The sequence below is a fragment of the Shewanella sp. SP2S2-6 genome, assembly GCF_031931965.1.
In the GTDB taxonomy this organism is placed as follows: domain Bacteria; phylum Pseudomonadota; class Gammaproteobacteria; order Enterobacterales; family Shewanellaceae; genus Shewanella; species Shewanella baltica.
Map to the genome: position 1 here is coordinate 10,366 of NZ_JAUOEQ010000041.1, position 23,188 is coordinate 33,553.

At 45.6% G+C, this 23,188-nt stretch carries 17 protein-coding genes; 10 read left to right on the top strand and 7 right to left on the bottom strand.

The annotated features are described in order from the left end of the window. Positions 1–122 precede the first annotated feature (122 nt). From Q4Q57_RS19300 to ampD, 7 genes are all read right to left on the bottom strand, one after another. The gene (locus Q4Q57_RS19300) at positions 123–4,595 is read right to left on the bottom strand and encodes an EAL domain-containing protein (RefSeq protein ID WP_311891755.1); all 4,473 of its coding nucleotides are present in this window, start codon (positions 4,593–4,595) and stop codon (positions 123–125) included. Between the two features lie 139 nt (positions 4,596–4,734). Then, entirely contained in the window at positions 4,735–6,162 is a 1,428-nt protein-coding gene (lpdA, locus tag Q4Q57_RS19305; RefSeq protein ID WP_006084361.1) for a dihydrolipoyl dehydrogenase, read from the bottom strand. A 147-nt stretch (positions 6,163–6,309) separates the two neighbouring features. After that, positions 6,310–8,316 (bottom strand): dihydrolipoyllysine-residue acetyltransferase, encoded by a 2,007-nt coding sequence (gene aceF / locus Q4Q57_RS19310; RefSeq protein WP_311891756.1) that lies wholly within the window; start codon positions 8,314–8,316, stop codon positions 6,310–6,312. 12 nt (positions 8,317–8,328) lie between these two features. Further along, entirely contained in the window at positions 8,329–10,995 is a 2,667-nt protein-coding gene (aceE, locus tag Q4Q57_RS19315) for a pyruvate dehydrogenase (acetyl-transferring), homodimeric type (protein ID WP_006083344.1), read from the bottom strand. Positions 10,996–11,076: 81 nt separating this feature from the next. Continuing rightward, on the bottom strand, positions 11,077–11,829 hold the full coding sequence (gene pdhR / locus Q4Q57_RS19320) for a pyruvate dehydrogenase complex transcriptional repressor PdhR (protein WP_006083345.1): 753 nt from the start codon (positions 11,827–11,829) through the stop codon (positions 11,077–11,079). Positions 11,830–12,140: 311 nt separating this feature from the next. Continuing rightward, entirely contained in the window at positions 12,141–12,992 is an 852-nt protein-coding gene (gene ampE, locus Q4Q57_RS19325; protein WP_311891757.1) for a beta-lactamase regulator AmpE, read from the bottom strand. Positions 12,993–13,061: 69 nt separating this feature from the next. Next, positions 13,062–13,625: a 1,6-anhydro-N-acetylmuramyl-L-alanine amidase AmpD gene (ampD, locus tag Q4Q57_RS19330; RefSeq protein WP_311891758.1), complete on the bottom strand. Its 564-nt coding sequence runs from the start codon at positions 13,623–13,625 to the stop codon at positions 13,062–13,064. Positions 13,626–13,896: 271 nt separating this feature from the next. On the opposite strand from ampD, the gene nadC reads away from it, so the two are divergent. The 10 genes from nadC (at position 13,897) to Q4Q57_RS19380 (ending at position 23,132) form a co-directional block, all read left to right on the top strand. Next, a complete protein-coding gene (gene nadC / locus Q4Q57_RS19335; protein WP_311891759.1) occupies positions 13,897–14,784 on the top strand; it encodes a carboxylating nicotinate-nucleotide diphosphorylase in 888 nt (295 codons plus the stop codon). Between the two features lie 678 nt (positions 14,785–15,462). Then, positions 15,463–15,927 (top strand): prepilin-type N-terminal cleavage/methylation domain-containing protein, encoded by a 465-nt coding sequence (locus Q4Q57_RS19340; RefSeq protein WP_311891760.1) that lies wholly within the window; start codon positions 15,463–15,465, stop codon positions 15,925–15,927. Positions 15,928–16,029: 102 nt separating this feature from the next. Continuing rightward, complete coding sequence (gene pilB / locus Q4Q57_RS19345; protein ID WP_311891761.1) at positions 16,030–17,742, top strand: type IV-A pilus assembly ATPase PilB; 1,713 nt, start codon at positions 16,030–16,032, stop codon at positions 17,740–17,742. 148 nt (positions 17,743–17,890) lie between these two features. Continuing rightward, entirely contained in the window at positions 17,891–19,162 is a 1,272-nt protein-coding gene (locus tag Q4Q57_RS19350; RefSeq protein ID WP_311891762.1) for a type II secretion system F family protein, read from the top strand. A gap of 43 nt (positions 19,163–19,205) precedes the next feature. Then, on the top strand, positions 19,206–20,120 hold the full coding sequence (locus Q4Q57_RS19355; protein WP_311891763.1) for an A24 family peptidase: 915 nt from the start codon (positions 19,206–19,208) through the stop codon (positions 20,118–20,120). Positions 20,121–20,268: 148 nt separating this feature from the next. Next, positions 20,269–20,886 (top strand): dephospho-CoA kinase, encoded by a 618-nt coding sequence (coaE, locus tag Q4Q57_RS19360; RefSeq protein ID WP_012588715.1) that lies wholly within the window; start codon positions 20,269–20,271, stop codon positions 20,884–20,886. Next, positions 20,879–21,613 (top strand): cell division protein ZapD, encoded by a 735-nt coding sequence (zapD, locus tag Q4Q57_RS19365; protein ID WP_012090388.1) that lies wholly within the window; start codon positions 20,879–20,881, stop codon positions 21,611–21,613. The genes coaE and zapD overlap by 8 nt, the downstream gene beginning before the upstream one ends. Positions 21,614–21,686: 73 nt before the next feature. After that, positions 21,687–21,896, top strand: coding sequence for a DNA gyrase inhibitor YacG (gene yacG / locus Q4Q57_RS19370; RefSeq protein WP_006083355.1), 210 nt, complete (start codon positions 21,687–21,689; stop codon positions 21,894–21,896). 76 nt (positions 21,897–21,972) lie between these two features. Next, positions 21,973–22,365, top strand: a complete 393-nt coding sequence (gene mutT, locus Q4Q57_RS19375) for an 8-oxo-dGTP diphosphatase MutT (RefSeq protein ID WP_220591293.1) — start codon at positions 21,973–21,975, stop codon at positions 22,363–22,365. A gap of 230 nt (positions 22,366–22,595) precedes the next feature. Continuing rightward, positions 22,596–23,132, top strand: a complete 537-nt coding sequence (locus Q4Q57_RS19380; protein WP_311891764.1) for a thioredoxin family protein — start codon at positions 22,596–22,598, stop codon at positions 23,130–23,132. The last annotated feature ends 56 nt before the right edge of the window (positions 23,133–23,188 follow it).

The window sequence follows — 23,188 nt, forward strand, 5'->3', positions numbered from 1 at the left end:
TATTTACACAAACAGGTGAAGTTTAATTGAATAAATGCCGAAACAAAATATCAATCCTAACTGAATATATCGTCATTTAAATTTCAAGGACGCTAGTGAATATCTTGCTGTTATAGCCTAGCTTAATGTTCAATAACGACGATTCTGTTATCTGTTTCTAAATAGCGTTCAAAATCATCCACGCACATAGGCTTAGCAAAATAATACCCTTGAATAATATAACAGCCGCGGCTAAAAACTTGCTCTAACTGTTCAACCGTCTCAATCCCTTCGGCAACCACATTTAATTTAAGGTTACGGGCTAATTCAATAATACTGCTCACAATCGCCTGATCGGCCGTATTAGTGGCGATATCAATTAAGAAGGAGCGATCGATTTTTAAGGTGTTTACTTCAAAATGGCGCAAATAGGCCAGCGAAGAATATCCCGTTCCAAAGTCATCAATGGCAACTTCAATCCCTAAGGATTTCAAACGCGTAAGATGGTCTTGAGCAACATGCAGCTCCTTCATCAATACGCCTTCGGTGATTTCTAAACCTAAAGATGCCGTCGGCATTTGGGTGTCATGCAGGATTCCTTGTATGTCTTCAATAAAATCTGGCTGCCTAAAATGCACCGCCGAAATATTAACCGACAACTTAAAAGTAGCGCCATAACGCTTTGCCCAATGCGCCCCCTGCACACAGGCTTGCCTTAACACCCAACGATCAATATCCACAATTAAGCCGCAGGCCTCGGCAACTTTAATGAAAATATCGGGACGAATAAAACCGTCCTGCGGATGTTTCCAGCGAATTAATGCTTCCATTCCTATGGGCTTATCGTTACGTAAAATATCAATTTGCGGCTGGTAATAAAGCTCAAACTCTTGCCGTTCGATGGCTTTACGTAAATCGGCCTCAAGCCGTAAATGATAGAGGGCTTGGGCATTACGTTCAGAAGAATAATATTGGAAATTTCCCCGCCCTTCTTCTTTGGCGTGGTACATAGCGAGATCGGCATTCTTGATAAAAGCCTCAGGCTGCACTGCATCGTCGGGCCAAATACTGATGCCAATACTGGTCGAAATATAAAACTCACGACCATATAACTTAAAAGGCGCCACAATTTGTTCCAGTAGTCGCTCGGCAATGTGATTTATCTCGTCAATGCTATTGGCATTTCTGAGTAAAATCACAAATTCATCGCCGCCAAAGCGGCAGAGCATATGCTCGCTAGCAATACAAGATTGCAGTCGGCTTGAGGCTTCGACCAGTAAGGCATCGCCCATGCTATGTCCATAGGAGTCATTAACATGCTTAAATCTATCGAGATCTAAGAAGAGTAACGCTAATTTCTCACCCGTTTGCTGCGCGGCCTGAATCGACTGTAATAGACGGCTAGAAAATAAGGAACGGTTTGGCAACCCAGTAAGCACATCGTAATTAGCTAAGCGGCGTAAATCGGCCTCAGTCCGTTTACGTTCGGTAATATCCGAGAATACCACCACATAATGGGTCACTTTACCGTTAGTACTTTGCATCACCGACACGTTCAGCCACACGGGGCAAGGTTGCTGACTGGCATTGATTAACTCACGCTCGCCCGTCCAAGACTGGCTATCACTAAGAAGTTGCTGGATTTCCGATGCCAAACCGTCATTCATCTGCACGAATTGAGCAAAGGATTGACCGACTAAATCGTCAGAATCGATGCCGATAATTTGTTGTGCAGCGTAATTCGCCACGCGAATACTGCCTTCGACATCTAAAATCAGTACACCTTCAGAGGTGTTACCAAAGGCTTTTGCCAGCAAATTCACTTCATCTTCTAACTGGCGTTGCACGGTAATATCACTATAAATACCCGCGACCCGCTCAACCTCATTGGAGTGTTTATTACGCGCAACGGGTCGCCCTTTTACCCTTAACCAGCCCCAATTACCCTCCTTGCGCTGATAACGATATTCGGCTTCGAATCTATCTATCTCCCCCGATATCATGCTATTCCACTGATCGATCACTTTTTCCCTATCCTGTGGATGCACGGGCAAATCCTCTAAACTCACCACAATCTCATTGGCATGGGTACCAAGCACGGAACCGCGATTATCGAGGTGAAATGCCTGCGTATTCTTATGCCATTCCCAGAGATCCGAGTCACTGCCGCGTAAAGATTGCCTTAGTCTGTCATCACTCTCAGTTAATGCCTGATTCATTTGTTTAAAGGTATTGATCTGACGTTGTCGGTACCAAGCAAGACTTAAAGCAATAATGGAAAATAACAGCAGTAAAATGCCCTTAAAACCTTGGGATAACCACCAATGCTGCTCAACATAAAAGGGATAGGTAAAAGGTTTGTCTGACCATATGCCATTCACCTGACTCAAAATGTCTAATACATAACCACCCGCAGCTAAACCTGCGAGGTTAATCTGCGCCTCCCCCTGAAGCAGCACATAACGACTCTCTTCATCTTGATGACGTAAGCGATATTTAAATTGGATGGGCGAATCATCGAGATAATCTAAGTTAGTGATTTGAAAACTAACCATATTGGCTTCGGGTTTGATGGTCATCAGGTTACGCGGCAACAAGGACACTTCTGTCGTGTTGTTATAGTAAACAGAGACAGATTCAAGCATCGCATGGTCATCGGTAATGCGGTTAGCCAGCCTATCGACATCCAGTCGCATCACGCCCTCGGGCGTGCCTAAGTAAAAGCCTGTTTTAGGTGAGTAAAAATAGGCGCCTTCGTTCATCTCATCGGAAATTAAACCATCGAGTTGATTAAACATGGCAATCTCGCCCGTTTGTATATTCTGAAGAATCAAAGAATCCGAGCAGCCCACAAGATTAGACTTAGGCGTTTTTTGAATAAAAAACACTGAGCTACAATTTAATTGCCATTCGGAAGTCAGTGAAATTAACGATCTCGTTTGCTGATGGTATTCGAATAAACCTTTTTCATAGGAGCCAAACCAGATTACCCCAGGTGACATTTCTTCAATATGACTGACCGTTGGCTGTGCCGCAAAGGCGTTAAATAATTGCCGCTGATCATGAAACTCGTTTTGGCTGTCGATATAGCCAAAGACTTTTTTACCGCTAACCCACAGACGACCGTCAGACGTACGATAAATCGTGCGGATAACGGGTCGCTTGGGGCCATCAAATTTGTCCGATGATTTATCAATATCAAAGGGCTGAGGTTCGTACAGTCCCATTTCCCAAAAATACAGCCCTGATGTGGTCGCAATCCAAATGCGTCCTTTCAGTTTAGGGTCGAGGTAGGTTTTATAAATGAGCTTATTTTTAAAGCCATCATTACCGTGGGTCCACTTAGCAAAACTGCTGCCTTGCAAAGTGTCTTTATCGACAACAAAGAGACCGCTAGTTGTCGATAATAGTAAATAATGCCCCTCAAACTCGCTGATATCATAAATGCTTTCATGGGGATTAAATCCCTCAATCGGCACGTTAAATGCCTTACTACTGCCTTTAGCAATAAAATCCAAATTGGAAGAACCTAGCCAAACGCCTTCATCACTGGCATGCACTGACCAAGTCATGGCATCGCTCAATTGATAGGGTTCATCGCCGGTATAAGTGCCGAGGATAAAATCAGGCTGCGATGCCAATAACGCCAATCCATCGCCTGAACCTCCGACCCACATCAAACCCGCATCATCAAACAACATGGCTTTTAGCGTTTCCATGTCGGCCTCAGACTTCAACTCTTTTTGATAGTTTTCAATCTGGCGTGTTTCGGGCGACCATTTCAATAAACCGATACGACTGGAAAACCATAAATATCCTTTCGCATCTTCAACGATCGCTGTGCTCCAATCGGGCAATTCTGGCACGGGGATAATCTGCCTAGAAACTTGATCTAATTGATAAACGCCGCGGCCAGTCGCAATCCAGATCCTATGCTGAGAATCCTCTAACATATCGAGAATACTGCCCATAGATTCGGTCCAAGAGTATTGGAATACCCGCTCGCCATTTTGCTCTAGCAACTCTAATTGCAAGGTTCCCGCGACCAACATGTGACCATTCGGCATGACCAGCAATTTACGCCAAGGGAGATCGCGGTTAACCGGCAACTGAGTAATAAGGCGCAGCTCGGACTTTGAAGGGGAGAATTCATATATCTGGCCATTATCAATTAACAATCGCCATGTTTTACTATTTTTTCGGGCTGCCGAGACCAGTGCACCACCGGGAAACTGCGGGAATAAATAGGGTGAACCAAACGCGGTAAATTGATTTTGGACAATATCGTAGAGGTAAATTGCGGCGTTGGTGCTAACCAATAATTTGTCACGTTCTATGTTCACCACTGAGGTTAAAAAGTCATCTGACAGTCGCGATTCGGTGCCGATTTTATCGATACGCCGCACCTTAGAATTACTAACTCGATACAAGCCCTGCTCAGTCGCGGCCCATACAAAACCGTAATCATCTAAGGCCAAGCCTCGGATACTGGTGACCGCTAAACCGTCCCTATCAGTAAAAACTCGCTGCACAAAACCGCCCGCCCAAGCCGAGTGGACGCAAGTCAATGAAAGGATGAAACATGTCAGAATTGTTCTAATTATTTTTGTTTGCATGTGACGGCTTACTTCATACCATAGTTGTACTGTAGCAGCTCAATCCTATCAATTCATCCGCTTGTTTACATAAAAGTTACAAAAAAATACAGGCAATAAAAAAGCGCTCAAATGAGCGCTTTTTTAATCGACAGCTAAATTACTTTTTCTTTGCCTTTGGGTTTGGCAAATCAGTAATAGAACCTTCGTACATTTCAGCCGCTAAGCCCACTGATTCGTGCAGTGTTGGGTGCGCGTGAATGGTTAATGCTAAATCTTCAGCATCACAACCCATTTCAATCGCTAAACCGATCTCGCCTAACAGCTCGCCGCCGTTAACGCCAACAATCGCACCACCGATTACACGATGAGTATCTTTGTCGAAAATCAGTTTAGTCATGCCTTCGCTCGCATCAGATGCGATAGCGCGGCCGCTTGCTGCCCATGGGAAAGTTGCTGTTTCGTAAGCAATACCTTGCTCTTTCGCTTCTTTCTCAGTTAAACCAACCCAAGCTACTTCTGGGTCAGTGTAAGCAATTGATGGGATCACTTTTGGATCGAAATAGTGCTTCATGCCAGCGATAACTTCAGCCGCTACGTGGCCTTCGTGCACGCCTTTGTGAGCGAGCATTGGTTGACCAACGATGTCACCAATTGCATAGATGTGCGGTACGTTAGTACGCAGTTGCTTATCAACCTTGATAAAGCCACGCTCATCAACGTTAACACCTGCTTTTTCAGCATCTAACGACTTGCCATTAGGTGCACGGCCAATTGCTACCAATACGGCATCGTAACGGACTGCTTCAGTAGGGGCGCTCTTACCTTCCATAGAAACATAAATACCGTCTTCACGGGCTTCTACCGCTGTGACTTTAGTTTCAAGGATCAGGTTGAATTTCTTCTTGATTTGCTTAGTGAATACGCGAACAACGTCTTTATCAGCTGCTGGGATCACTTGGTCGAACATTTCAACCACGTCGATTTCACTGCCTAAAGAAGCGTACACAGTTCCCATTTCTAGGCCGATAATACCGCCGCCCATCACTAACAACTTGCCTGGAACTTCTTTCAGTTCTAATGCGTCAGTCGAATCCCAAATACGTGGATCTTCATGCGGAATAAATGGCAGTTTGATTGGGCGGGAACCCGCAGCAATGATCGCTTGCTCGAATTGAACCACTTTGACAGTGCCATCTTCAGCAGTCACTTCTAGCGTGTTAGGGCCAGTGAATTTACCAAAACCGTTAACCACGTTAACTTTACGCATTTTGGACATACCGCCCAATCCGCCAGTTAATTGGCCAATAACTTTTTCTTTAAAGCCACGTAACTTATCTAAATCGATAGTTGGCTCGCCGAAAACCACACCGTGAGCAGCAACGGCTTTGGCTTCTTCGATAACTTTAGCAACATGTAATAGGGCTTTAGATGGGATACAACCCACGTTAAGACACACGCCGCCTAAAGTGCTAAAACGTTCAACGATAATGGTTTCTAGACCTAAGTCCGCTGCACGGAAAGCCGCAGAATAACCTGCAGGACCTGCACCTAATACCACTACCTGAGTTTTGATTTCGTTACTCATGTTTTCCTCTAATTCTCATTCAATCCGTTGGAGGAGCTATCCTGCCAACCGAAAATGCGCCAGCGCGTAAGGTGGGCGCATTTTAACCTGTGTTTGATACTGATCACAATAAACAAAAGGCCACTCAAGATGAGCAGCCTTATATGCTTACAGAACCAAAGTACGAATGTCGGACAGAATTCCTGACAGCGTCACACTAAAGCGTGCAGCCATGGCACCATCGATCACGCGGTGATCGTATGACAGCGACAAGGGCAACATCAATTTAGGTTCGAACTCCTTACCATTCCACTTAGGCTTAATTTCAGATTTAGACACACCTAAAATCGCCACGTCTGGGTAGTTCACGATAGGCGTAAACGCCGTACCGCCAATACCACCTAAACTTGAAATGGTGAAACAGCTACCTTGCATATCAGCAGATTTCAGCTTGCCATCACGGGCACGGATAGAGATATCAGCCAGTTCACGAGATAACTCGATAATGCCTTTCTTATCCACGTCACGCACGACTGGCACAACCAAACCGTTTGGCGTATCAACCGCCACACCGATGTGGAAATACTTCTTCTGGATCAGTGATTCACCATCAGAGCTTAAGCTCGAGTTGAACACTGGGAACTGTTGCAACGTTTTAGCCACAGCTTTTAGCATAAACACTAAAGGCGTGATCTTGTAATCGGCTTTTTTCTTCGCTGCTACATCGTTTTGCTGCTTACGGAACTCTTCCATTTCAGTGATATCAGCTTCATCGAACTGAGTCACGTGCGGAATAGTTACCCAGTTGCGGTGTAAGTTAGGGCCAGAAATCTTCTGGATACGGCTTAATGGAATCTCTTCCACTTCACCAAACTTACTGAAATCAACTTTAGGTGCTGCAATCACTTGCAGACCGCCGCCGTTACCTGAACCGACTGAGGTTGCCGCAGTCGCTTTCGGACGAGACAGTTCGTATTTCACATACGCCTGAACGTCTTCTTTCATAATGCGACCTTTACGGCCAGTACCAGCAACTTGGGTCAAATCGACACCAAATTCACGGGCTAAACGACGTACCGCAGGAGACGCATGTACCGCACCGGTAGACACAGGTGTACCTGCGCTAGGGTGGTGTGGTACTGGAGGACGGCTTGCAGGTGTTGGGGCTGCAACGGGCGCCGCGCTAACTGGAGCAGGAGCTGCCGCTTGAGCAACAGGTGCAGGAGCTGCACCTGCAGTGACAGTTTCAATCGTCGCAATAACGCTACCTTGAGAAACCTTGTCACCCACTTTAACCGTCAAAGACAGCAGTTTACCGGCGAATGGCGCTGGTACTTCCATGGTGGCTTTGTCAGTTTCAAGGGTAATCAAACCTTGGTCAGCAGTGATTTCATCACCGACAGACACGAGCACTTCGATCACATCGACATTGCTGGCATCGCCAATATCCGGCACTTGAATTTCTTTTACCGCAATCACACTTGCCGCTGGTGCAGTAGCCACTGGCGCTACCGTAGCGGCAGGAGCCGCCTGAGCCACAGTTGCAGCTGGCGCGCTAACGCTTGGAGCCACAGCAGGTGCAGCGCCGCCAACTTCAAGCATGATGACTAAAGAGCCTTGCGACACTTTATCGCCAACTGCGACTTTAACGTCTTTAACCACACCCGCGAAAGGTGATGGCACGTCCATCGTCGCTTTGTCTGTTTCTAGGGTAATTAAACCGCTATCAACTTCAATCTTGTCACCGACAGCAACCAGGACTTCGATAACCGATACATCTGTGTCGCCACCGATATCAGGCACAGTCACTTCAACCACTTTGGTTGCGCCCGTCGCAGGAGCAGCAGCCACAGGGGCAGGAGCCGCTTGAACTGGTGCAGATGCTGGTGCCGCCTGAGCGGGTGCTGCAACTGGAGCCGGAGCAGCAGCTGCCGCGCCCGCTGCTTGCATCATAGCAATCAAAGTACCTTCAGATACTTTATCGCCCACAGCCACTTTCAATTCGGCTAAAACACCGGCGAAAGGCGCTGGAATATCCATAGTCGCCTTGTCGCTTTCGACGGTAAGAATCGATTCTTCTGCCGCTAGGGTATCACCCACAGCCACACAAATTTCGATCACTTGCACTTCATCGCCGCCGATATCAGGAACAAAAACTTCTTTTAATTCAGCCATTTTTATTGCCTCTTACGCGTACTGTGGATTGATCTTGTCAGCGTCGATACCATATTCTTTAATGGCTTTTGCTAACACATCGACAGGCAGCTCTTTGCGATCAACCAGTGATTTCAGTGCCGCAATAACGATGAACTTAGCATCCACTTCGAAGTGGTGACGCAGATTCTCGCGGCTGTCTGAACGACCGAAACCGTCAGTACCTAACACTTTGTAATCGGTAGGAATGTAAGCACGTAACTGTTCGCCGTAAATCTTCATATAGTCAGTCGCTACGATTGCAGGTGCATCACTTGAAATCACTTGGCTGATATAGGCTTGTTTTGGCGTTTCGGTTGGGTGCAGCATGTTCCAACGTTCAGCGGCTTGACCATCGCGAGTCAATTCGTTGAAGCTAGTTACGCTAAATACGTCGGCAGTAATACCGAAGTCTTTCGCCAGTGCTTGCGCCGCTTTACGAGTTTGTTCAAGGATAGTGCCACAGCTCATTAACTGAACTTTGCCTTTACCTGAGCCCGCAACCGTTTCTAACTTGTAGATACCTTTCACTATGCCCACTTCCGCACCTTCTGGCATGGCTGGTTGCTCATAGTTTTCGTTCATTGTGGTCAAGTAGTAGAAAATATCTTCTTGATTCTCGCCGTACATACGACGGATACCATCTTGTACCACAACGGCAATTTCGTAGCCGTAGGTTGGATCGTAAGAAATACAGTTAGGGATAGTGTTCGCCAATACGTGGCTGTGACCATCTTGATGCTGTAAACCTTCGCCGTTAAGCGTTGTACGACCTGAAGTACCACCGACTAAGAAACCACGAGCACGCATATCACCCGCAGCCCAAGCCATGTCACCAATACGTTGGAAACCGAACATTGAGTAGTAGATGTAGAACGGGATCATAGGTGTATCGTTGACTGAGTAGCTCGTCGCTGCCGATACCCATGAAGACATAGCACCGAGTTCGTTAATCCCTTCTTGCAATACTTGACCGGTTTTATCTTCACGATAATAAGCCACTTGGTCAGAGTCTTGCGGTACGTATTTTTGGCCTTCGTGAGCATAAATACCCACTTGACGGAACAGACCTTCCATACCGAAAGTACGGGCTTCGTCAGGAATAATTGGCACAATGTTTTTGCCAATTTTCTTGTCTTTCAGCAATGCTGTCAGCACGCGAACGAACGCCATAGTCGATGAAATTTCACGGCCGTTTGAGCCCTGTAAAATCGAATCGAAAATCTTCAGTGACGGCACTTCCATCTCTTCAGTGAACTTTTGACGACGTTGTGGCACGCTACCATGCAGCGCTTCACGACGGCTCATCATGTACTTCACTTCTTCAGAATCTGGACCTGGGTGATAGAAAGGCAGATCTTCTAACTGGTCATCAGGGATCGGGATATTGAAACGATCGCGGAAGTAACGGATAGACTCAACGCCCATCTTCTTCACGTTGTGAGCGATGTTTTTACCTTCACCCGCATCACCTAAGCCATAACCTTTAACGGTTTTAGCTAAGATAACCGTTGGACGGCCTTTGGTTTTTTGTGCATGTTCCAGTGCAGCATAAACTTTAACTGGATCATGACCGCCGCGGTTTAAGCGCCAAATGTCATCATCTGACATGTTAGCAACCATTTCGGCCGTTTCAGGATACTTACCAAAGAAGTGTTCGCGCGTATAAGCGCCACCTTTGGCTTTACAGTTTTGGTATTCACCGTCAACGGTTTCTTCCATCAACTGCAGCAGTTTACCGCTGGTGTCACGGGCCAATAATGGATCCCAGTAACGACCCCAAATCACTTTCACGACTTCCCAGCCTGCGCCGCGGAATTCGCCTTCAAGTTCTTGGATGATCTTACCGTTACCACGTACAGGGCCATCAAGACGCTGTAAGTTACAGTTAACGATGAAGACTAAGTTATCTAATTCTTCACGGGCCGCTAACCCGATAGCACCTAAGGCTTCTGGCTCGTCACACTCACCGTCACCTAAGAAACAGTAAACAGTTTGTGCTGAACAATCTTTAAGACCACGGTCAGTCAGATATTTCAGGAAACGGGCTTGATAGATGGCTTGGATTGGACCTAAGCCCATAGAAACCGTTGGAAATTGCCAGTAATCCGGCATCAGTTTTGGATGTGGGTATGAAGACAGACCCTTGCCATCCACTTCTTGACGGAAGTTAGCCAGTTGCTCTTCGCTTAAACGACCTTCTAGGAATGAACGCGCATAAATACCAGGGGCGATATGGCCTTGGAAATACACGAGATCGCCACCGTCTTTTTCATTCGGTGCACGGAAGAAGTGGTTAAAACATACGTCATAGATAGTCGCGCTTGAAGCGAAACTTGAGATATGGCCGCCCAACTCTAAATCTTTCTTAGAACCACGCAGAACCATAGCCAAAGCGTTCCAACGGATGATGGCGCGAATGCGACGTTCCATCTCTTGGTTGCCAGGCATGTGAGGCTCTTGACCCGCTGGGATAGTGTTCAAGTAAGCCGTTGTGGCATTGTAAGGCAAGTGAGTGCCATTACGACGCGCTTTATCGATCAGCTTCTCTAGTAAAAAATGCGCGCGCTCTGGGCCTTCCTGTTCCAACACGGCTTGCAGGGCATCAACCCATTCCTGAGTCTCTAATGGATCTACGTCTTGTAGCATATCTTCAGACATGACACTGTCCTTCTCTATATACATGATAATGAATGGTGTTTGCGGCATATTCCGATTTAGCAGGCAGCTAAACTACAGAACTTAAGCGCCACTCTTTAAACGGCGCAAGCTTCGCTGCAACCGGCTATCTTCTTCCCGCACAGATAACATCACCTCTTCGATGTAACTTAAGTGTTCATTCGAGGCTTCTCTGGCGGCTTCGGGATCACGACGAACGATGGCAGCGAGCAAGGCCCGTCTGTGATCGTTAGCCATAGTAGAAGCTTCTTCGCGGCGGCTTAAAAGCTCCAAGTTTTGCGCCACATTTTGATGCAGCACAGGGGTTAAACTGAGAACGAGGTGTAACATAGCCACGTTATGTGACGCTTCGGCAACGGCACGATAAAAACGCACAATGGCGGCGGCTTGTTTTTCGATATCTGTGGCGGCTTCCACCTCGAGGATCATACGTTTGATATTTTGCATATCTGCGTCAGTACCACGCAGCGCCGCAAAATAAGCCATCATGCCTTCGGTAGCATGACGGAACTCCAGCAAGTCGTATTGACTCTCTGGATCAGAATTCATAAGTTCAACGATAGGATCGGCAAGGCTCTGCCAGAGTTGCTCTTTGACATAAGTACCACCGCCTTGGCGGCGCATTAACAGTCCTTTTGCCTCAAGCTTTTGGATAGCTTCACGCAAAGAAGGTCGAGACACTTCAAACTGGATCGCCAGTTCGCGTTCAGGCGGTAACTTCTGACCGGGCTGCAAACTGCCCTCTAAGATCATCTGCTCTAATTGAGCCATAATCACATCAGAAATTTTTGGCTGATTAATTTTACTATAGGCCATCAGGCGCTCAGCTCCGTTGTAAATTGGTCTTACCAATTTTTTTGAGTGAGCGCACTTTATCAAATCAGCGTTTTGATGTCCAGATTGAAGATCACTCCTTAAAAGCGATCTCGATCGAAAGCACTCACGAAGAGAGAGCATAGCGGAAAAAAATGTCTATGGGGTCAGACCATTTGACAAAAGCACGGGCTTCGCCCTACTAGGCGCTGCAAAAGCGCAGCAGATAGATTCTAGATTCTAGATTCTAGAAGGAGCGTAGCGACGCCCTAGCAGCGAAGCGTTCTCGATTCTCGCTGCGAAGCGTCCTTCTTTCAACTCACCAATCCAAAAATAGTCAGTAATGAAAGTATTGCAACAATAAGTGTAAAGTTACGTTTACTGAGCACTAATAATGCTAAGGTTGATTGTACACATATAGGTGCACTTGCGACCTCAGGTAAAGGTTGCGCTGCCAAAGCCGTCTCAGCAACCACAGTGCGAGCACTCGCATTTAGGGTCAAACCATGAAGACGCCACGCGGCTAACCCTTCGCTAAATTGGCCACTTAACGCATAACCAAAGGCAAAAATGCGGCTAGGTAACCAATCCAAAACGCTAATCACTTCGTTGACTAATGGCAGTTCAAGGGATTTACGGGCATTTTCTTCGGCATAAAAACGCACTGTGCAATACAACACAGCACCGACTGGCCCCAGAAAAATGAAGAACAAAGCAACGGCGCCGTAATAACGATAGTTAATCCAAGCGACACTTTGACCCACTTTAGCGCCAAGGTCTTTCTCGGATACCGCATCCAAACACTCGCTACAATCGAGCTCGGCGGCATAATGGTAACAAGCTTGGACGTCAGAACGACAAGCCGCTTGCATATATTTCTTGAAAATATCACGCTGTTTCTGATGGTTAAAACAAACCACCGCTACGACAATCCATAGCGCTAAACTTAATAAGCCCCAAAACATCCCCGCCACTAACCAAGACAACACATACACCAACAGGGCTGGCAGCACTAACGCCAGCGCCATCATAACGCTCGTCAGTGAGGCTTTATCACCAAAAAACGTCGTTTGGTAGGATTGCAGTAAACGATCAAATTGCCATGATGAAGGAAGAAATTTAAGTCGCTCCACTAAAATGGCGACCAAGAGTGAAAATAATGCCATGGGCTGTACCTCTATAATTTGTCCATAAATAGTCTAGGTTTGAGTGAAATACGTCTAAAATCCAAAAACCTAAGAGCGCAACGCCTGAGTATATTCCTTTAGCTTCCCTAAATATCTTTCCCAATCAAAACTTTGCCCGGGGTCTGTTTTGCGCATTGGCGCAATATCACAATGACCCACAATTCGTTCGGTACTCAGCGATGGATACTCAGCCAACAGTGCTTGCGTCAACGCTGTCAGTGACTGATATTGCTCAGGCGTGTAAGGCTCAGTATCTGTGCCTTCCAGCTCAATACCAATAGAGAAATCATTACAATTTTCCCTCTCGCCATAACGAGACACCCCAGCATGCCAAGCCCTATCGTTACAACTCACGTACTGCACACGCTCACCATTGCGGCGGATCAAAAAGTGCGCCGAGACTTCCAAGCCCTGCAACTGTGCAAAACTGGCATCCGCATTGGTATCTAAACACCCTTGAAATAATTGATCAATATAGGGTAATCCAAAGCAACCTGCTGGCAGGCTAATATTGTGGATCACCAACAAACTCACTTCACCCAAGGGACGTTGATTAAAATGTGGTGACTCACAACGCCTTGCACCCTCACACCAACCCGAATCAAACCGCATTATGAGCTTATCCTCTTATGCCACATAAACTGAGTTACTCTAACAGTATTCAGCCAAGCAAAGAAGAAACCCAGCACACGGAACTGACTGACTTCATCATCTTTTAATATTGAGATCATGGAGCAAGCCATTCACTCCCAACTTAAATAAGCCAGAGGCTGAGTCCTGCCGCACAATCTTCCAAGCTGTTCCGTGAGACCTAAGGCCGTGGTAATCTTAACCTAAGATGCAAGTAGGTCGTCAGTAATTAAAGAATGCAAGGACCCCGCTCATGTTAGAAAACGATATTCGCCAATCAGTAAAATCCGCCCTCAGTGAAGACTTAGGTGGCACCGAAATCAACGATCAAACCAAGGCTATTGCTTATGGTGATATCACAGCAATGTTGATCCCTGCTGATAAGTACGCTGAAGCCACCCTTATTACCCGTGAAGAAGGCGTTTTTTGTGGAAAAGCATGGGCAGAGCAGGTTTTTAATCAACTCGGTGGGGAAGTCGCACTGCATTGGCATGTGGATGATGGCGATTTGGTATTACCCAACCAGTTACTGTGTGAACTCTCAGGGCCAGCGCGCGCTATTCTCACTGGCGAACGCACAGCAATGAATTTCATCCAAACCCTGTCTGGCGTTGCGACCTTAACTAAGCATTATGTCGATAAACTAGTGGGCACGCACACTCGCCTATTAGATACTCGCAAAACCATTCCAGGTCTGCGCACTGCCCAGAAATATGCCGTCACCTGCGGCGGCGGCAAAAACCACCGCATTGGCTTATATGATGCATTTTTGATTAAAGAAAACCACATTATGGCCTGTGGCGGTATTCGCCAAGCCGTAGATACCGCCCGCAGCTTGTACCCAAACAAGCCCGTTGAAGTCGAAGTGGAATCACTCGAAGAACTCGCCTTAGCACTCGACTCTGGCACAGATATAATCATGTTAGATAACTTCGATATCACTATGATGGTCGAAGCCGTAGAGATGAATAATCAATATCGAGCTAAAGACAAAGCAAAAGGCGCTAAGCTTGAAGTCTCCGGCAATGTCACCTTAGACACTTTAGCCGAATTTGCTAAAACTGGTGTCGACTATATCTCAGTTGGTGCACTCACTAAGCATGTTCGCGCACTAGACTTATCGCTTAGATTGAAAGCTTAAAACCGACTTAAAGTAAACCGTAACATTTGTTAAATCACAAAACGCTTTGCATGTACTAGACTCAAAAAGCAAAGCGTTTTGCCCTTATGATACGAATATCAGCAATGGCTAAACTCCTTCAAAAATCAATCGAAAATCCGCCATCACCTTGACTCTAGCGCTAATACCAGTCAATCAAACTGACATTGTCAAAATTTTGTTATAACACAATGTGTTTAATCTCCTATTTCTTAGACAAATGAATCATTTTATTAGTACTTTATGAGTAAAAGTTGTTTCATTTTATGCAACTTTGTACTAACTTTTACAAAGGCGAGATGGCCGTTTGGTCAACCTCACCTAAGGTCAGCACTGGAATGTCTGTCAAAATACTCTAATTTGCGTTTCAGGAGCACATTTTGAGGGACATTAGCCTAAGGTGCGGTTACCGAAAGGATTTATTCAAACAGACATTCACTCAGTAAGTGGCTTTGAATAAATCAGCATGAGTCATTACACATGGGTCATTCAAGATCATCGGTGTACTGTTAATGTTACATAGATCATATAAATGATTTTATTGACATAAATGAGTAATAAAGTTTGATGAGATAAAACAATTTATAGGGTAAAACAGCGGTTAGGTTAAACGCTCTATTCAACCACAGTAAGTCACTAAATAGTTAGCTGGAGAGAAAAATGAAGGCCATGCATTTAAACAAAAGATTAAACAAAGCATTAAATAAAAAAGCTCAGGGTTTTACTCTGATCGAACTGATGATCGTTGTCGCCATTATCGGTATTTTGGCAGCTGTAGCACTACCAGCGTATAAGGATTACGTAACATCAGCTCAAGGTGGCGCGGCAATGAAAGGGATCACCTCTTTTTCAACTAAAATTCAAACCTGTGTTCAAACAGGCATTGGATGTGACACGATAGCTGCAGAAATTGGTGCAAATAAAAAGTTTACGACAGGAGCAGGAAATACATACGCACAAGATCCTGCAAACAACTTATCACTTGTATGGACTGAATCAAAATGTGTTCTAACAGCAACGTTTACACCAACTGGTGGTGTAACATATGCAATGACAGGTGTCACTGGTGGTAAAGCTGAAGATCTAGTACTTTGCAAAAAAGGTGCAGGTCTACCAACTACCTAACAGCGTTATTGCGCAGTCAAAAATTTTAATAAATTAATATAATGTAAGAGGTTTATTTTTAACCTCTTACATTTAAACTCAAATAATGAGAATTAAGCAGGAATGCCAACTTCAGGTCTTCATTTAGGTTTATCAACTCTCTTTATTCGTAAGGGCATCCTAAATGAAGAGCAGATGGCAAATGCCATAACAAAATCCCGTCAAAATAAACACGCCCTTGTTACTACTTTAGTACAGAGTAAACTGGTGTCTGCTCGCGCTATTGCCGAGCTTTGCTATGAGGAATACGGTACACCACTACTCGATCTCAATGAGTTTGATCTTGCTTCCATACCAGAAGACTTTCTTAATAAAAAACTCATTGAAAAGCACCGCTGCTTACCCTTATTCAAACGTGGGAATCGCCTCTATATTGGCACATCCGATCCGACCAATATTGCCGCCCTCGAAGATTTCCAATTTAGTGCAGGCCTGCACGCCGAAGCCATTCTTGTTGAAGAAGATAAGCTGGCAAAAGCACTAGAAAAAATTCTCGAAGAAGATATCAGTGGTCTCGATTTAGGCGGTATGGATGAAGCGGCACTCGCAGCAATAGAAGTTACCGATACCAGTAATCGCAGCGCTGAACCCGCAGGTGAAGCCAGTGACGACGCACCTATTGTTATTTATATTAACAAAATTCTAACCGATGCTATCCGTAAAGGCGCCTCAGATTTACACTTTGAACCCTATGAGAAGCGCTACCGCATTCGTTTTCGCATCGACGGTATTTTACACGAAGTCTCTGAACCCCCTATAAGCCTTGCAGGTCGTTTATCTGCGCGCCTAAAAGTAATGTCGAAACTTGATATAGCCGAACGCCGCGTACCGCAAGACGGCCGAATAAAGATGAAGCTTTCCCGCACTAAGTCCATCGACTTTCGGGTAAGCACTTTACCGACCCTGTGGGGCGAAAAAATTGTGATGCGGATTTTGGACTCATCCTCAGCACAATTAGGCATTGAAAAGCTCGGCTACGAGCCTGACCAAGAAAAACTCTATCTTGAGATGTTGGCAAAACCCCAAGGGATGATTTTAGTGACCGGCCCAACAGGCTCAGGAAAAACAGTCTCCCTCTACACAGGGTTAAATATTCTCAATACTGAAGAGCGTAATATTTCTACCGCCGAAGATCCGGTTGAGATTAATCTTGAGGGTGTAAACCAAGTTCACATTAATTTAAAGGCAGGCCTCACTTTCGCGTCTGCTTTACGCTCATTTCTACGTCAAGACCCCGATGTGGTGATGGTGGGTGAAATTCGCGATCTTGAAACCGCCGAGATAGCCATTAAAGCGGCACAAACGGGTCACTTAGTATTATCGACCCTACACACGAACTCGGCAGCAGAAACCTTGACCCGTTTAATCAACATGGGGGTTCCTGGCTACAATATCGCTAGTTCAGTAAACCTGATTATTGCCCAACGCTTAGCCCGTCGTCTCTGCCCCGAATGTAAGCAAGCAGAAGTGATACCTGAGCATGAATTACTGCGCCTAGGTTTTACCCAAACACAAATTACCCAAGGCTTTACTACCTTTAAACCTGTGGGCTGCGAGCATTGCTCCGGCGGCTACAAGGGACGAGTTGGTATTTACGAAGTGATGAAGATGTCCGATGAGATAGCCCGTACTATCATGGAAGGCGGTAACTCATTACAAATCGCTTCACAGGCTAAAGCGCAAGGAATGCGTGATTTACGTCAATCTGGGTTATTAAAAGTAATTCATGGCGTTACCAGCATTGCAGAAGTCAATCGCGTCACAAGTTTTGGCTAAATCCAATCTTTATATCTAAAGTTACGTCTAAAATTCAGGTAATAGCGCATCATTACTCGCATATTTGAATCTTAGAGTCCAAACTATTTCACAAGCACAGCGTTCAATTAACTAAAAATCTAGAACGAATTATTTACAGGAATCATCTATGGCTACGGCAACGACAACAAGAAAGCCTCGCACCAAGAAAGCCGAGCAAAAGAGCCAACCTAAAATCTATACCTTCGAATGGAAAGGGGTTAACCGCGACGGCAAGAAAACCGCTGGTGAGCTTAGAGGCGCAACCGCCGCTGAAATCCGTAGCCAATTGAAATCCCAAGGCGTAAATCCAAAGAGCGTACGTAAACAGTCTTCTGCGCTATTTAAGTTAGGTGATGCCAAAATCACCCCCATGGATATTGCTGTAATGACTCGCCAAGTCGCGACTATGCTAGCAGCGGGCGTACCTTTAGTCACCACAATTGAACTACTCGGCCGTGGTCACGAAAAAGCTAAGATGCGAGAACTATTAGGAAATATCCTCAGCGAAATTCAATCGGGTATTCCTTTATCCGATGCTATGCGCCCCCATAGACGTTACTTCGATGAACTTTATGTTGACCTAGTTGCAGCCGGTGAACATTCAGGTTCACTAGACTTGGTTTTTGATCGCGTAGCTACCTACAGAGAAAAATCAGAAGCACTGAAATCCAAAATTAAGAAGGCTATGTTCTACCCTGCTGCAGTTGTCATAGTCGCAATCTTAGTCACCTCATTATTATTATTGTTTGTGGTGCCTCAATTTGAGGAGATTTTTAAGGGGTTCGGCGCTGAACTGCCCGCCTTTACCCAACTGGTGCTGCATATTTCCCGCGGCTTACAATCCTCTTGGTATATCTTTTTAGCCGCCATTATCGGCGGAGTATTTTTGTTTGTTCGGGCGCACCGAAACTCACAAATAGTAAGAGATAGAGTCGATGAAGCTGTACTTAAAATCCCAGCCATTGGGCCGATTTTACATAAAGGTGCCATGGCACGATTCGCCCGCACTTTAGCAACTACTTTCGCCGCGGGCGTGCCGTTAATTGATGGTCTAGAATCCGCCGCTGGCGCATCGGGTAATGCGGTATACCGCAAAGCCATTTTAAAAATCCGTCAAGAAGTGATGGCAGGGATGCAGATGAATGTGGCTATGCAAACCACAGGGCTTTTCCCCGACATGTTAGTGCAAATGGTGATGATAGGCGAAGAATCCGGCTCACTAGATAACATGCTCAATAAAGTATCAACTATCTACGAAATGCAAGTAGATGATGCGGTTGATGGCTTATCAAGCCTGATAGAACCGATTATGATGGTGGTCATCGGTACTGTAGTTGGTGGTCTAATTGTTGCTATGTACTTGCCTATCTTCCAAATGGGTAAAATTGTTAGCGGCTAGTATTGTATTATATCTAACCCTCAAATATAAATAAGAACATTAAATGTCAGAATTCATCTCCCTTTTGGGCCAGCACCCTTATATCTTTATTGCTCTAAGCTTTATTTTTGCCGCTACCATTGGTAGTTTTTTAAACGTGGTGATCCACAGATTTCCTGTGATGATGAAACGGGAGTGGCAGCAAGAATGTAATCAGTATTTGCAGGAATACCACGAAGACACAGTCAAAAAAATAGGGATAGACCAACTCAATAAACCTATTGATGACTTCCCTGAAAAGTATAATCTTGTTGTCCCAGGCTCAGCCTGCCCTAAGTGCAAAACGTCGATTAAACCTTGGCATAATTTACCCCTATTAGGCTGGTTAATGCTCAAGGGAAAATGCGCCGCTTGTCACGCCCCTATTTCTGCCCGCTACCCCATTATTGAATTCGTCACAGGGCTACTTATCGCGACTTTAGCTTGGCATTTTGGTCCAAGCTGGCAGTTTGTTTTTGCGAGCATACTCACCTTTGTGCTTGTAGCACTGACAGGTATCGATCTTGATGAGATGTTGCTCCCCGACCAAATGACGCTACCGTTGCTTTGGCTCGGCTTGATAATCAATCTAAATCATACCTTTGCGAGCCCAACCGATGCCATTATCGGCGCGGCGGCAGGCTATTTGAGTCTATGGTCCATTTTCTGGTTGTTTAAAATCCTCACAGGTAAAGAAGGCATGGGTTATGGCGACTTTAAATTACTCGCCGTGTTCGGTGCTTGGCTTGGCTGGCAAATGCTGCCGCTGGTGATTTTACTTTCGTCCCTCGTTGGCGCAGTCGTTGGCATCACTATGATTGTCAGTAAACGCCTGAAACAAGGGAATCCAATCCCATTTGGCCCCTATATTGCCGCAGCTGGCTGGATAGCCCTAATATGGGGTCAACCTATAGTGGATTGGTACTTAAGTACGTTATAGAACAAGCTTCACTTAAGGATAACGGAACGTTCGCAAGCTCACTCACTGAACGCTTCGCTTACCGTAAGGGCGAAGCCCGTTCCGTAGACTGTAAGGACGAAGTCCGTCCTAGCAGCGTAGCGCCCTTCATAGCTTTTAAGAGAGTTTTATGTCCAAATTTGTCGTTGGCCTTACAGGCGGCATCGGCAGCGGTAAAACGACTGTTGCCAATTTGTTCGCCGCCGAAGGGGTTGCCTTAGTCGACGCCGATATCGTTGCCCGCGAAGTTGTCGCTCCGGGTTCAAAAGGACTGGAAGCGATCGTAACTCATTTTGGTGCTGAGATATTAACACCAGAGGGTGAACTCGATCGCGCCAAATTGCGGCAGCGGATATTTAGCCATCCTGAAGAGCGCGAATGGCTAAACCAACTATTACACCCCATGATCCGCCAAGAAATGCTAGCGCAGGTAGAAAAAGCGACCTCTGCCTATGTAATTATGGTCGTGCCCTTGCTATTTGAGAACGGGTTAGATAGGTTAGTCAATCGGACTTTAGTGGTGGATATTTCGCCTGAGTTGCAAATAAATCGCACCGTAAAACGTGACAATGTTGATGCATCTCAAGTTAATAACATCATTAGTAGCCAATGTAGTCGCAGCGAAAAACTCGCCAGAGCCGACGACATTATTGATAATCAAGGAGAGATATCAACCTTAAAACGAGAGGTGCTAGCATTGCACCAGCGATATTTACAACTTTCTGGTACTGATAACGCCCATGACTGAATTAGTTTACGAACAGCCCCTAAACGAGAAAATTCGCAGCTACTTGCGGCTCGAATACCTCGATAAACAGCTGCAAAGTAACCTAAATCATGACCACCAACATAGATGTTTTTATCCGCTGTTTTCCCTCTGTGAATTGTCCGAACGCTGTGATTATCGTAATGAAGTATTAAAAGACATTGAACGGCACTTGCTGCAACTCAGCAAATGGCAAGAATTAGATCACGTCGACCACCAGCAAATCGACCTTTATATAAACGCCCTCACCCAAGCCCGCGAACCGTTGCAAAAACCAGAACGCTTCGGCAGCCAACTAAAACAAGACAGATTTATTTCTGCGCTACGACAACGCTTTGGCATGCCGGGCGCCTGCTGTAACTTCGATCTGCCGCAACTACATTATTGGCTAGCTAAACCTTGGGAAGAAAAACAACAAGACTACCGCTCTTGGATAGCACACTTCGAACCTTTGCTCACCCCCATCACCCTATTGCTTCAACTCACCCGCAGCACAGCCCATTACGACAATGCCGTTGCCCATGCAGGTTTTTATCAAGGCGACAGTGCTCAAGCACTTGCTTTGGTGCGAGTCAAAGTCGATGCCTCCCACGGGTGTTATCCTACGATTAGCGGCCATAAAAACCGTTTTGCAATCCATTTTGTGCAGTTTGAACAACAACGCCACTCCGACCGTTCGATTGATTTCTTACTAGCTACCTGTGCATGAAGCATTTACACTAATGGCCTGAAAGACATTAGTATTGGCGGCCGCTGTATCGCCGTTAACCAAGAGAACAATTATGCCATTGACCGTTAACTGCCCTATCTGCAAAGCCCCTGTCGAGTGGGTGCCACAATCTGCATTTAAACCTTTTTGCAGCGAGCGCTGTAAGCTCATCGACCTCGGCGATTGGGCGTCAGAAAAGCATGTCATCCCAGTGAAGGCCGAATTTGATCCCGAAGCATTTGATGAATTTGATCTCGATGAAGGCGACTTTTTTAAAGAATAATCCGAAGCGCTAACCGCTCAGCTTACGCCATCACAGCGATTAATTTGCCCAACTCTCTACTCAATAGATAAATATTATGACTAAACGCATCCATGTTGCCGTCGGCATTATTACTAACTCGGCCGGTGACATTCTGTTGGCAAAACGCCCAGACCATTTACATCAAGGTGGGAAATGGGAATTTCCTGGCGGCAAAGTTGAGGCGGGCGAAACGGTCACTCAAGCGCTGATCCGTGAACTCAAAGAGGAAGTTGCACTCGATGTCACCGATAGTCAGCCATTTATGGCGCTGAGTTTCGATTATCCCGATAAACAAGTGCTACTTGATATCCATTCAGTCACGGAATTTAATGGTACAGCTCAAGGCCTCGAAGGTCAGCTTATCGCTTGGGTCACTAAAGCCGACTTAGTTAATTACGACTTCCCCGACGCTAATAAGCCTATTCTAGAAAAAATTCTCGCCCAGTAATCGAGCCATTTAGCTTATTATTTCAATACGCTCAGTCCCCGAATCGCAATTCGGGGATGTGCTTTTTCAATGTCTTAACTCCGCAAACCATGCAATCCTGTGATCGTTAAGCTTATAGATATTAGCAATGCGTGATCTAGCTTGCAGCAAATCAATGATCCGCTTTAATCGCATCGAGAATAATGTTTGAATCAAGCTTCATTCTTTCTCTTCGATTTCGAGGGCGCATCATGCACAATAACGTTAAGGCATTCCTAGCCACTACCGCCTTATTTTTTAGTTGTCAGGTACTAGCCAATGGTGGCTGTGGATTTGAAGAACAACAACAGGGCTTAATTGCGACCTGCAGCGAGGAGAAACAAGAAGTGATTTTAACTGGCATAGTCGAAGCACAACATTTAGTCACAGATCTCAATGAGTTTGCCGAAGGATATAAATCCTACCAAGTTGACACTGCGGCAATCACCCCGCTTAAAAGCGTCACCGAACCAACTGAAATTATTGTGATCATTGGTACTTGGTGTCCAGATTGTCACCGTGAAACACCGCGCTTTATCCGTATCATGGAAGAAGTCGCCAATCCCAATATCAAAGTGACCTATATTGGCGTCGACCGGACGAAGACAGATCCCGAAGGCTTAGCTGCCAAATACGACTTTACCCGTATTCCAACCTTTATTGTGCTGCAGCAAGGTAAAGAAGTTGGCCGTATCGTAGAGCGCCCAACCGTTTCCTTAGAAAAAGATCTCGCCGATTTATTGAAATAATCGACGCAGTACAAACAACAAAGGCCGCATAGCGGCCTTTGGTTTTTATCCGTTCA